11 protein-coding genes are annotated in these 12,228 nt (G+C 63.0%); 9 read left to right on the top strand and 2 right to left on the bottom strand.

Features of this window, described 5'->3' with window-relative positions:
• Nucleotides 1-72: 72 nt before the first annotated feature.
• The gene (locus KUV72_RS04685) at nucleotides 73-1,359 is read right to left on the bottom strand and encodes an aromatic ring-hydroxylating oxygenase subunit alpha (protein WP_206941292.1); all 1,287 of its coding nucleotides are present in this window, start codon (nucleotides 1,357-1,359) and stop codon (nucleotides 73-75) included.
• A gap of 101 nt (nucleotides 1,360-1,460) precedes the next feature.
• Between KUV72_RS04685 and KUV72_RS19800 the strand changes: the two genes are divergently transcribed.
• From KUV72_RS19800 to KUV72_RS04675, 3 genes are all read left to right on the top strand, one after another.
• Nucleotides 1,461-1,583: a hypothetical protein gene (locus tag KUV72_RS19800; RefSeq protein WP_261315894.1), complete on the top strand. Its 123-nt coding sequence runs from the start codon at nucleotides 1,461-1,463 to the stop codon at nucleotides 1,581-1,583.
• A gap of 145 nt (nucleotides 1,584-1,728) precedes the next feature.
• Nucleotides 1,729-2,835 (top strand): hybrid-cluster NAD(P)-dependent oxidoreductase, encoded by a 1,107-nt coding sequence (locus tag KUV72_RS04680; RefSeq protein WP_222237602.1) that lies wholly within the window; start codon nucleotides 1,729-1,731, stop codon nucleotides 2,833-2,835.
• A gap of 93 nt (nucleotides 2,836-2,928) precedes the next feature.
• The gene (locus KUV72_RS04675) at nucleotides 2,929-4,038 is read left to right on the top strand and encodes a GlxA family transcriptional regulator (RefSeq protein WP_222237601.1); all 1,110 of its coding nucleotides are present in this window, start codon (nucleotides 2,929-2,931) and stop codon (nucleotides 4,036-4,038) included.
• A gap of 97 nt (nucleotides 4,039-4,135) precedes the next feature.
• Here KUV72_RS04675 and KUV72_RS04670 read toward each other — a convergent pair whose 3' ends face one another.
• Nucleotides 4,136-4,348, bottom strand: a complete 213-nt coding sequence (locus tag KUV72_RS04670) for a hypothetical protein (RefSeq protein ID WP_222237600.1) — start codon at nucleotides 4,346-4,348, stop codon at nucleotides 4,136-4,138.
• A 63-nt stretch (nucleotides 4,349-4,411) separates the two neighbouring features.
• Between KUV72_RS04670 and glyA the strand changes: the two genes are divergently transcribed.
• The 6 genes from glyA to purU all read left to right on the top strand — a co-directional run bounded on the left by glyA (nucleotide 4,412) and on the right by purU (nucleotide 12,221).
• The gene (glyA, locus tag KUV72_RS04665; RefSeq protein WP_222237599.1) at nucleotides 4,412-5,734 is read left to right on the top strand and encodes a serine hydroxymethyltransferase; all 1,323 of its coding nucleotides are present in this window, start codon (nucleotides 4,412-4,414) and stop codon (nucleotides 5,732-5,734) included.
• A 110-nt stretch (nucleotides 5,735-5,844) separates the two neighbouring features.
• Nucleotides 5,845-7,095 (top strand): sarcosine oxidase subunit beta family protein, encoded by a 1,251-nt coding sequence (locus tag KUV72_RS04660; protein WP_206941283.1) that lies wholly within the window; start codon nucleotides 5,845-5,847, stop codon nucleotides 7,093-7,095.
• A 15-nt stretch (nucleotides 7,096-7,110) separates the two neighbouring features.
• The gene (locus KUV72_RS04655) at nucleotides 7,111-7,536 is read left to right on the top strand and encodes a sarcosine oxidase subunit delta (protein WP_222162751.1); all 426 of its coding nucleotides are present in this window, start codon (nucleotides 7,111-7,113) and stop codon (nucleotides 7,534-7,536) included.
• The gene (locus KUV72_RS04650; protein WP_222237598.1) at nucleotides 7,533-10,643 is read left to right on the top strand and encodes a sarcosine oxidase subunit alpha family protein; all 3,111 of its coding nucleotides are present in this window, start codon (nucleotides 7,533-7,535) and stop codon (nucleotides 10,641-10,643) included. Before KUV72_RS04655 ends, KUV72_RS04650 begins: the two co-directional genes overlap by 4 nt.
• A gap of 52 nt (nucleotides 10,644-10,695) precedes the next feature.
• Complete coding sequence (locus KUV72_RS04645) at nucleotides 10,696-11,313, top strand: sarcosine oxidase subunit gamma (RefSeq protein WP_261317349.1); 618 nt, start codon at nucleotides 10,696-10,698, stop codon at nucleotides 11,311-11,313.
• On the top strand, nucleotides 11,310-12,221 hold the full coding sequence (purU, locus tag KUV72_RS04640) for a formyltetrahydrofolate deformylase (protein WP_222237597.1): 912 nt from the start codon (nucleotides 11,310-11,312) through the stop codon (nucleotides 12,219-12,221). The genes KUV72_RS04645 and purU overlap by 4 nt, the downstream gene beginning before the upstream one ends.
• Nucleotides 12,222-12,228 lie beyond the last annotated feature (7 nt).

The following is a 12,228-nucleotide window of genomic DNA, read 5'->3' as shown; positions in this document are numbered from 1 at the left end:
GGCCCTAGTCAGATGGCCCTAGGCAGGCGGCCTTAGCCAGGCCGCCTGCTGGTCAGGTCCTGGATACCTCGATCATGCGCGTACCAGGCTCAGTTCCGGGGTGTCCGAGAGGTTGCTGGTCAAGGTGCTGCGATACCAGTCGATGAAGTCGATCACGCCGTATTCGTAGGTGGGGGAGTAAGGTCCCGGCCGATAGGCGAGTGAGTTGATGCCACGCTGGTTTTCCTCGGCAAGGCGACGGTCCTGGGCGTTGGTCGCATCCCACACTCGCCGCAGGTTCTCGGGATCGTAGTCGACGCCTTCCACTGCGTCCTTGTGGACGAGCCATTTGGTCGTGACCTGGGTGCGCTGGGGACCCAGCGGCAACACGCGAAACACCGCCGCATGGTCGCCGACAAAGTGATTCCAGCTGTTTGGCAGATGTAGCAGGCGCAGTGAACCCATGTCCTCGATTCCCTGGTGGGTCAGCGGCGTTGAACAGGCGGGACGTCCATCCATGGTCATCGATACTGTACCCTCGACCAGTGGCGTGCGGGTCAGCCGATTGCGCTTGCCGCCTGCCCAGCGCATTTTCCAGGGGATGCCGAGCGCGTCCCATTCCTGCTGCTTGCGCTCCACCAGGGCCCGGTATTCGGGGGTCGCTCGTGGGTCCTCGGTATCGTCGAATTCGTAGAGCGTCTTGATCAGTTCAGGGTGCGAGCCGTTGCAGTGGTAGCACTCACGGTTATTTTCCAGCACCAGCTTCCAGTTGGCCTGTTCCTCGATGGTGGTGGTAACCGCCACCTTGAGATTCTCCATGTCGTAGAAGCTCAGGTAGCTGTCAAAGGCGGCCTTGAGATCGCTGGCATCCGGCGGCTCGCTGGCCAGGCTGACGAACAGATAGCCACCGGCTTCGGTGAGGGCAACAGGGGCCAGACCATGGTCTTCCAGGCGAAAGTCTGCGCCCATCTCCGTGCCGGCAAACAGAAGGCGGCCATCAAGTTCATAGGTCCACTGATGGTAGGGACACACGAGCTTGGCCACCTTGCCGCTTTGAGTGGCGCACAGGCGTGAGCCCCGATGGCGACAGGTGTTGTGGAAGGCATGCAGGCTGCCGCCGTCTCCGCGCACGATAATGATCGGATTGTCGCCGATATCCAGGGTCATGAACTGCCCCTTCGCTGGAATCTCGCAGCTCATCCCGGCAAAGATCCACTCCCTTTCAAAGATGGTTCGCATGTCCAGTCTGAACAGGCGGTCATCGTTGTAGAACGCCTGGGGCAGCGAAAATCCGTGAGGATGATGCATGGCCGTTTCCAGGGCGAAGTGGCGGGCCTCTTCCAGAGGGTCCCCCAGACGGGGTGATGCAATGGGGTCCATGTTGCTCTCCAGGTCATGCGGCAGACGCTCGCGGTGAACGTCGTCCTTGCTCATCGAATGGGTACTGGGTGACGGCCCAGTGCGCGTGCAGGTCACGGGCGATGGACGCCTCTGGTGGCTGGCATGTGGGGCGTGGCGTGCTGGCAGTCTGGAACAAGGGCTCGAAGCAGGGCTGTCTGGCGACGACACCAGATGATGCCGTTGCGACGCTATCGCTGCCGTGACGAGCATGGCCGGGGGAATCGAGCATGCTGATGTCGTGATTAGACAAGTGATGGCGGGAGGACGAGGGGCAGAATTCCCTCATTAGCCTGGCCGGTAGCCGTTGCCCGGTCATCAGAGCCACCACTAGCTGCGAGCGACGACGCCATGGTGACGAATTTTCTCAGCCCGGTGACGACCCAGACCTGGTCCAACGGACGCCACGTGGTGCGCTGCGTCAAGGTGATTCAGGAAACCTGGGACGTGCGCACCTTCTGTTTCATGGCGGAGCAGCCGGTCATGTTCTTTTTCAAGCCGGGGCAGTTTGTCACCCTGGAGCTCGAGATCGACGATGAGTGCGTGTTTCGCTCCTACACCATCGCCAGTGCCCCCTCGGTTCCCTACAGCTTCTCGATCACGGTGAAGAGGGTGCCGGGAGGGCGTGTCTCGAACTGGCTGCATGAGTCGCTCAAGGTCGGCGACGAACTGGCGGTGCACGGCCCCGTGGGCGAGTTCAACTGTATCGATCATGCGGCCGACAAGGTGCTGATGCTGTCCGGTGGGGTGGGCATCACGCCGCTGATGTCGATGACGCGCTGGTTTTTCGACACCAATGCGGCGGTGGATCTGGACTTTGTCCACTGTGCCAGAACTCCCAGGGATATCATCTTTCGCCGAGAGCTCGACCATATCTTCTCTCGACTTCCTGAATTTCGGCTGCACATCGTGTGCGAGCGTGACAGTGATCTGAACCAGTCCTGGGCCGGATACCGCGGTTTCCTGTCAGAGGCCATGCTGGAGTTGATGGCGCCGGACTTCATGGATCGCGAGGTCTTTTGCTGTGGGCCGACACCCTTCATGGCGGCGGTGCGACGGCTGCTGGTTCAGCGCGGCTTCGATATGAGCCGCTACCATGAAGAGTCCTTTGGCGCGACGCCGGTGGACGTTCAGGAGGACGTGCACGAGCTGGCCGAGCAGGCCGAAGCGCTCGCCGAGGAGCTGGATGTCGCGGACATGCACTGCGTGGAGTTCGCGGCTGCGGGAAAAAGTGTGCGTATCCAGCCAGGTGAGACCGTGCACGCAGCGGCCGCCAAGTTGGGGCTGCACATTCCCAAGGCCTGCGGCATGGGGATCTGTGGCACCTGTCGAGTGCCGCTGGTGGCAGGCGAGGTGGAGATGGACCACAACGGCGGCATCACCGACGAAGACGTGGCCGAGGGCTACATTCTGTCCTGCTGCAGTCGGCCCCGAGGCAATGTCACTGTCGACTGGTAGCGAGGCGTGCCAGTAGCAAAATCCACGCCCAGTGGAGGCGGTCGGGGGGAATCGGGTACGCTGGTCAGCCACCTCCGCTGGCATACGAGCGACATGTTTCCTACCGATTCTTCCTCCCCCCTGTCTGACTCAGAGGCTGAGTCTGAGGCGTCAACGTCGGTGGCCCAACCGCCGGCGCTGTCGGTAGGTTTCGTGTTGCTGCGTCGTTTTACGTTGTTGCCCTTTGCTGCCTTTGTGGATTGCCTCAGGCTGGCCTCCGATGAGGGCGACCGCAGTCGTCAACTGCGCTGCCGCTGGCGCTTTCTTACGGCAGACGGGGAGGATGCACCGTCGAGTTGCGGTGCGGTCATCTCACCCTGTGAACCCTTTGCCACGCCCTTTTGTGACCCGCGTCAGTTCGACTACCTGGTGGTCATTGGCGGAGTGCTCGACGGCTCACCGACGGACGATCCTGCGGCGTCAGAGTACCTGCGTCAGGCGGCTCGGCTTGGCGTGCCCCTGGTCGGCGTCTGCACGGGTGTGCTGTCTCTGATCCAGGCTGGCGTGATGGCAGGGCGACGCTGCTGTGTCAGCTGGTATCACCATGCGGACCTGGTGCGCCGTTTTCCCCAGGTCAATGCGGTGGCCGATCGGCTCTACGTGGATGATGGCGATCGTCTGACCTGTGCGGGTGGCGCCGCGGCGGCCGATCTGGCGGCGTACCTGGTGGAGCGTCATCTGGGCCGCGCCTGGGCGCGCAAGAGTCTGAACATCATGCTGCTGGATGGGCACCGCGGCGGAGAGCATGGCCAGCCACAGCCCGTGGTATTCGAGCGTATCGAGGACCGCATCGTGCGCCGGGCGGTGACGATCCTGGAGCAGCATCTGGGGGAGGTCATTTCCGTGGATGAGCTGGCCGATCGCGTAGGCGCCTCCCGTCGCGGCCTCGAGCGCAAGTTTCAGGACAGCTTTGGCATCGGGCCACAGAAGTTCGCCCGTGACCTGAGACTGCGCTATGGCCTGTGGCTACTGTACTTCACCGAGCACAGCATCACCGATATCGGTGAACGCTGTGGCTTCGCCGACACCGCACACTTCTCCCGCCATTTTCGCGCCGCCTATGGCCAGTCTCCCTCCCAGTTGCGCCGCGATCCCAAGGGGCGCGAGGAAGCCGGCGTCGACCCCTTCTTTCTGCATATTGGCACTCGTCTCGGCCAAGGCTGAGCGTCTCGACCCAGCCTGACCTTCTCGACCAAGGCTGAGCTTCTCGCAAACACAGACCGTCTCGGTCACCCGCGTCCAATAAAGCTGTCGCATTTGTTCAAGTCACGCCGGGGCGTGTCGGCTTCAATGACAGCACCAGGCAGCAGGCGGGGAGGTTGCCGACAACGCCGACACCCATGCGGGAGTGACAGATGTCCTTGTTGAAGACGTCGATGTCGCTTTCAGAACGATTGCGTTGTGGCAGCAGCTTACCTTGGAGGTCGAGGATGACCTCGCGAGTGAGACTGCCGGCCCGTGCCTGCAATGACAACGATAAATCTGATCAGGCGAGTGCGGTCGCTTAACCGTTGCTTGCCATAGCGGGAGGCACCCCATGTCCCATCTGTTCACGGCGCATTCATCGCGGACGTCGCTCTGTCTTGCACGATTCGATTCCCAGATAGCTGAGGCCGTTGCCGCGGAGGAGGTTCGCCAGCAGCAGCATGTAGAGCTGATCGCGTCGGAAAACTACGCCAGTGCGGCGGTGATGGAGGCCCAAGGCAGCCAACTGACCAACAAGTACGCCGAGGGGTATCCCGGCAAGCGCTACTACGGTGGCTGCGAGCACGTGGATGTGGTCGAGCGCCTGGCGATGGAGCGAGCCTGTGCCCTGTTTGGGGCGGACTATGCCAATGTTCAGCCCCACAGTGGTGCCCAGGCCAATGCTGCTGCCTTCATGGCGCTGGTCTCGCCGGGTGACACCGTACTTGGCATGAGTCTGGCCCATGGCGGTCACCTCACCCATGGTGCGGCGCCCAACTTCTCTGGCAAGCATTACCGGGCGGTGCAGTACGGGTTGGATGAAGCGACGGGCCGCATCGACTACGCCGAGGTCGAACGCCTGGCACGCGAACATCGTCCCAAGTTGATCGTGGCGGGTTTTTCGGCCTATTCCAGGGTGGTGGATTGGCGTCGTTTTCGCACCATCGCGGACAGTGTCGGAGCCTGGCTGCTGGTCGATATGGCCCACGTTGCCGGTCTTGTGGCGGCGGGCCTGTACCCCAGTCCTTTGCCCCATGCCCATGTCGTGACCACGACGACCCACAAGACCCTGCGCGGTCCTCGCGGTGGCCTGATCCTGTCGGCCAGCGGTGATGAAGTGCTTTACAAGAAGCTCAATGGCGCTGTGTTTCCTGGTCAGCAAGGAGGCCCGCTGATGCATGTCATCGCGGCCAAGGCGATCGCCTTCCGCGAGGCCATGAGCCAGGATTTCGTGCGCTATCAAGAGCGAGTGATCGCCAACGCCAGAGCCATGGCGTCGACGTTCCTTGAGCGTGGCTATGACGTGGTGTCCGGTGGCACCGATGACCACCTGTTCCTGGTCTCTTTGATCCGCCAGGGCATTACCGGCAAGGATGCTGACGCGGCGCTGGGCCGTGCCCACATCACCGTCAACAAGAACGCCGTGCCAGGCGATCCACAAAGTCCCTTCGTTACCTCGGGCCTGCGGATTGGCACCCCTGCTGTTACCACTCGGGGCTTCGATGAGGCGGAGTGTGCACAGCTTGCCGGTGATATCTGTGACGTTCTGGACGCCCTGACCCGGGGCGACGATAGCGCCGCCATCGAAGAGGAGGTACGAGCTCGGGTCGCTGAGCTGTGTGCGCGTCACCCGGTCTACGCGATGGCCGACCCATCCGAGCTGCAGTCCGCCTAGTCAGGTAGTGGAGCCCCAGGCGCTAGCTGGCGGTGCAGTGGCCGTGGCTCTGGGTTGACGCTACTGGGCTGATGCCACTGAGCGGAAAACGAGATCCTTGAGGAGACATAATGCAACGCTATTCCGGATTTGCGCTGGCGCGCCATGCCATCAGCCACCATGAGAACTGGCAGCGACAGTGGCGTAACCCCACTCCCAAGGCGGCCTATGACGTGATCATCGTTGGCGGCGGCGGGCACGGCCTGGCGACCGCCTACTACCTGGCCAAGGAGTTCGGGGTACGTAACGTCGCGGTGATCGAGAAGGGCTGGCTGGGGGGCGGTAATACCGCTCGTAACACTACCATCGTGCGCTCGAACTACCTGTGGGATGAGGCGGCGGCCCTCTATGAGCATTCGATGGGGCTGTGGGAGGGCCTTTCCCAGGACCTCAACTACAACGTGATGTTCTCCCAGCGAGGGGTGCTCAACCTGGGTCACACCCTGCAGGACATGCGCGATATCCAGCGCCGGGTCAATGCCAATCGGCTGAATGGCATCGACGGCGAGGTGCTGGATGCCCGCGGTGTGCAACAGCTCGTGCCCATTATGGACTGTTCAAAAAACGCGCGATATCCCGTCATGGGCGCTTCATGGCAGCCCCGCGCTGGGGTGGCGCGTCATGATGCGGTGGCCTGGGGCTATGCCCGCGGTGCCGACGCCCTGGGTGTGGATATTCTGCAGCAGACCGAAGTCACCGGCTTCAAGATCCGCGATGGGCGCATCCTCGGGGTGCATACCAACCGTGGTGACATCGAGGCCACCACCGTAGGCTGCGTGACCGCGGGCAACTCGGGTGTCCTGGCCGGTCTGGCCGGCCTGCGCTTGCCGCTGGAAAGCCATCCGCTGCAGGCGCTGGTGTCCGAGCCACTCAAGCCGGTGCTGGACACTGTGGTCATGTCGAACCACGTGCATGGCTACATCAGCCAGTCCGACAAGGGGGACCTGGTCATCGGCGCCGGGATCGACGGCTACAACGGCTATGGACAGCGCGGCAGCTACTCCACCATCGAACACACCTTGCAGGCCATCGTCGAGATGTTCCCGATCTTCTCAAGGGTGCGCATGAATCGGCAGTGGGGGGGCATCGTCGATACCTGTCCGGATGCCTGTCCGATTCTGTCGAAGACCCCCATCAAGGGACTCTACTTCAACTGCGGCTGGGGTACCGGCGGCTTCAAGGCCACGCCGGGGTCTGGGCATGTGTTTGCCGCCAGTCTGGCCAAGGGCGAGATGCATCCGTTGGCCGCACCGTTTTCCATCGACCGTTTCCACAGTGGTGCCCTGATCGATGAGCACGGCGCCGCGGGTGTCGCCCACTGAGTCCAGGAGGTTTGCATGTTTTACATCCATTGCCCCCACTGCAATGAGTGGCGCGAGGAAGAAGAGTTTCACCCCAAGGGACAGGCCCATATTCAGCGGCCCGAGGATCCTGCCCAGTGCTCGGATGAAGCCTGGGGGGACTATCTGTTCTTTCGTGACAATCCGCGGGGCATTCATCACGAGCTGTGGGTTCATGCGGTCGGCTGTCGCAAGTTCTTCAACATGACGCGTCACACCCAGACCTACGAGATTCTCGAGACCTACCGCATCGGAGAGGCGCCGCGCTTCACCCAGGCCAATCCTGACGGCAAGACGGCACCAGCTGACGCCGGTGATGACGGCCAAGGCGGCGCGGGCCGTGCCACGTCCCAGCTCTCGTCTCACGCTTCATCCCACGACGCGTCCCACGATTCTTCCTATACCCGGGAGGTGCGTGCATGAGCCAGCTCAACCGCCTCGAGACAGGGGGGCTGATCGATCGCAGCGTGCCCCTGCGTTTTACCTTCAACGGCAAGTCCTACACCGGCTATCAGGGCGATACGCTGGCGTCGGCGCTGCTGGCCAACGGGGTCGATGTCGTCAATCGTAGCTTCAAGTACTCGCGGCCCCGCGGCATCGTTGCGGCCGGAGCCGAGGAGCCCAATGCCGTGGTCCAGCTTGGCCAGCATGAGGCCGAGCAGGTGCCCAATGTGCGGGCTACCCAGCAGGCCTTGTTCGATGGCCTCTACGCTCGCTCCACCAATGGCTGGCCAAGCGTCCAGCGGGACCTGATGGGCATGCTGGGCAAGGTCGGTGGCAAGCTGATGCCCCCTGGCTTCTATTACAAGACGTTCATGGCACCGGCCTCGCTGTGGATGACCTATGAACGCTATATCCGCAAGAGTGCGGGCCTGGGGCGTAGCCCCATGGAAGCCGATCCGGATATCTATGACCACATCAACCGTCATTGCGAGGTGCTGGTGATTGGGGCGGGCCCTGCTGGTCTTGCCGCCGCCCTGGAGGCTGCCCGCTCGGGGGCTCGGGTCATCCTGTGTGACGAGCAGGAATCCTTCGGTGGTTCGCTGCTGGATTGCCGTGAGCGACTCAATGATGGCCCGGCCAGCGCCTGGGTCGAGGAGGCCGTGGCAGAGCTCGCCGCCTGTGCTGATGTGACCCTGTTGCCCCGCACCACGGCCAACGGCTACCACGACCATCATTTCGTCACGCTGCATGAACGGCGCACTGAACATCTTGGGCACTGTGCTCCTCGAATCGAGGGGCGGCGCCAGGCGCGCTCACGCCTGCATCGCGTGCGTGCCGCTCGAGTGGTGCTGGCCACGGGAGCCCACGAACGTCCGCTGGTGTATGCCGGTAATGACGTGCCAGGCAATATGCTGTGCTCGGCGGTGTCGACCTATATTCGTCGCTATGGCGTCGTGCCGGGACAGCGCCTGGTGGTGTCTACCAGTAACGATGACGGCTATCGTGCGGTGCTTGACTGGCTCGACGCTGGCCGCGAGGTGGTCGCGGTGGCGGACGCCCGTTCTGCCCCTGACGGCGAGCTGGTCAAGCAGGCCAGAGCACGAGGTGTCCGCATCCTGCCAGGCTCGGCAGTGATCGAGGCACGCGGCGAGCAGCGCGTTGCCTCGGTGCGGGTGGCGGCTATCGATATCGACGGCTTCGGCCTCGCCGGAAGCGCTGAGACCCTGGCCTGCGACACGCTGGCGACGTCCGGCGGATTCAGCCCGGTGATTCACCTGGCGTCGCATACCGGGGCACGGCCGAGCTGGCGCGACGACCTGATCGCCTTCGTGCCCAGCTTGCCCCAGGGCATGCTGGTGGCGGGCAGCGCCGGTGGCACCTTTACCCTGGCGGCCACCCTGGCCGAGGGGCAGGAGGCGGGTCGCCAGGCGGCGGCAGAGGCGAACCTGGATGTCGGCGGTCAGGGTACGACGCTTAATGATACTGACAGCGACGGCACTGACGGCAATGACAGCCACGCTGTCTCGCAGGGCCGGCTTCCCAGGGTGACAGAAGTGCGCCAGGGCGAGGCGGTGGCACTGTTCCAGGTGCCCCACGATAAACCGACCTTGCGTGCCCCCAAGCAGTTTGTGGATCTGCAGAACGATGTCACCGCTGCCGGCATCGAGCTGGCCACCCGTGAAGGCTTTGAATCCATCGAGCACGTCAAGCGCTATACCGCCATGGGCTTCGGCACCGATCAGGGCAAATTGGGCAACATCAATGGCATGGCCATCGCCGCTCGCTGCCTGGGTCGTTCGATTCCCGAGGTCGGTACCACGGTATTCAGGCCCAACTATACGCCGGTCACTTTCGGCGCGGTGGTGGGGCGCCACTGTGGAGCACTGTTTGATCCTGAGCGCTACAGTGCGCTGCACTCCTGGCACGTGGAGCGAGGGGCCGAGTTCGAGGATGTCGGCCAGTGGAAGCGCCCCTGGTACTTTCCACGGCGCCACGATGGCCAGCCTGAAACGATGCATGAGGCGGTGAAGCGTGAATGCCTGGCGGTCCGCGAGGGCGTCGGGATCCTCGATGCCTCGACCCTGGGCAAGATCGACATCCAGGGCCCCGATGCCCGCGAGTTCCTCGGCCGCATCTACACCAACAAGTGGGCCAAGCTGGGCGTGGGCAAGGTGCGTTACGGTCTGATGTGCAAGGACGACGGCATGGTCATGGATGACGGTACGACCAGCTGTCTGGCCGAGAACCATTTCCTGATGACCACCACAACCGGCGGTGCCGCTGGCGTACTCGAATGGTTGGAACTGTGGCACCAGACCGAGTGGCCGGATCTCGACGTGACCTTCAGCTCGGTTACGGATCACTGGGCGACCATGACCGTGACGGGACCGAAGGCGCGTGAGCTGATGAGCGAAGTGGTCGAGGATATCGACCTGGATCGCGAGGCGTTCAAGTTCATGGAGTGGCGAGAGGGCAGGGTGGCCGGGGTGCCGGCGCGCATCTTCCGAATCTCCTTCACCGGTGAACTGGCCTTCGAGATCAACGTGCAGGCCCACGCCGCCCTGCATGTGTGGAAGACGCTGTTTGCCCATGGCGAAAAGTATGACCTCACCCCCTACGGTACCGAGACCATGCACGTGCTGCGGGCGGAGAAAGGCTTCATCATCGCCGGTCAGGATACCGATGGCTCGGTGACGCCGGAGGATCTCGGCATGCAGTGGGCGATAGGCTACGACAAGCCGTTCTCCTGGGTCGGACAGCGCGCCCTGAGCCGCACTGATACCGCGCGGCAAGATCGCAAGCAGCTGGTAGGGCTGCGCCCCGTCGACCCCGAGGTGGTGCTGGAAGAGGGCGCGCAGATTGTGCTCGACCCGCAACATCCGGTGCCGATGCCCATGGTGGGCCACGTCACCTCAAGCTACTACAGCCCGACCCTCGAGACCGGCTTCGCCCTGGCGGTGGTCAAGGGAGGTCATCAGCGCCTGGGCGAGACCGTCTATCTTCCCTGTGTGGATGGCAAGACTCACGAGGCGCGCATCGTCTCTACCGTGTTCCTCGATCCGAAGGGAGAGCGCCAGAATGTCTGAAGTGATGCCTACTGTGCATGTCTTTGATGCCTATCCCCACAGCAGATCGGTCATGACGTCTCCGTTGGCCTGGTCCTATCAGCATGTCGGTGTCCCGGCACCATCGACGGCGTCTCGCGTCGTGATGCGAGAACGCCGGCACGACCACCTCATTCTGCGGGGTGGGGCCATCTTGCTGGATGAAGCCGTGCGCAGCGTGCTGGGGCTGGCGCTGCCGGCACGTCCCCACGAACTGGTGCAGGGTGACGCGGCGTCTTTGCAATGGCTGTCGCCGGATGAATGGCTGGCGATACTGCCCCCGGGTGATGCCCATCGGGTCGAGCTCGGTCTGCGCGCGGTGCTGGGGGATGCCAGCGTCGCCTTCACCGATGTCAGTGCAGGACAGACGGTGATCGCCTTGAGCGGGGATGACGACGCCATGCGCGAGCTACTGATGAAATCGGTCGTCTACGACGTTCACCCGCGTCACTTTCCCCCTGGCAAGGGGGTGACGACGGTGTTCGCCAAGTCCAGCGTGATCCTCAGGCGGCCTGACGACAAAGGCTGGGAGCTGGTGGTTCGGGCGAGCTTCGTCGACTACGTTTATCGGTGGCTGCTGGATGCTGGTGAGGAGTTTGCCATCGGCGTCGAGCGTGACGTCGATGATGCCGTTGATGGGGAGCGTTCATGAGCACTGACCGCCCGACGGGCCTTGCCAACTGGATTCTGACCGCCCAGTGCCCAAGCCGCCTTGGCACCGTGGACGTGGTGACCCGCTTCCTGCGCGAGCAAGGGTGCTATATCACTGAGCAGCAGTCCTTTGATGATGCCAGCTCCAGCCGGTTCTTCATTCGGACCGAGTTCCGCCCCCCGGGTGGGGGCGGGCCATCCAGCACCGGCTCGGCTGACGGGGGCTTTTCGGCCACGGATTTTGAGCAACGTTTTTCCGAGCGTGCCGCCGAGTTTGCCATGACTTTCGAGCTGACGGCCCCTGATCGACGGACGCCGGTGGTCATCATGGTGTCGAAGGCAGATCATTGTCTCAATGACTTGCTCTATCGCTATCGCACCGGACAGCTGCCGGTCGAGATCAAGGCCATCGTGTCCAATCACCCGGACCTCGCGCCCTTGGCCGAATGGCACGGGCTGCCTTACCACCATTGCCCGATCAGCGCGGACACCAAGACCGAGCAGGAAGCGAAGGTGTGGCAGATTATCGAGGATAGCGGTGCTGAGCTGGTGATCCTGGCGCGTTACATGCAGGTACTCTCCAGCGACATGAGTGAGCGTCTGGCCGGCCGAGCGATCAATATTCATCACTCGCTGTTGCCAGGATTCAAGGGGGCCAGGCCATATCACCAGGCCTTCGAGAAAGGGGTCAAGCTGGTCGGTGCCACGGCGCACTACATTAACGACGACCTGGATGAGGGGCCGATCATCAGCCAGGGCGTCGAGCCGGTCACCCACGCCGATACAGCGGATGACCTGGTCGCCCGAGGGCGTGACATCGAATGTCTGACGCTCGCACGAGCGGTTGCCCTGCATCTGCAGAGGCGGGTGTTTCTCAACGGCAACCGCACGGTGGTGTTTCAGCGATGATAAATGC

The sequence above is a fragment of the Halomonas sp. DP4Y7-1 genome (genome assembly GCF_019800705.1).
Classification (GTDB): domain Bacteria; phylum Pseudomonadota; class Gammaproteobacteria; order Pseudomonadales; family Halomonadaceae; genus Halomonas; species Halomonas litopenaei_A.
Note: the sequence above shows the minus strand (reverse complement) of the source record. Positions and strands in the feature narration are given on the sequence as shown.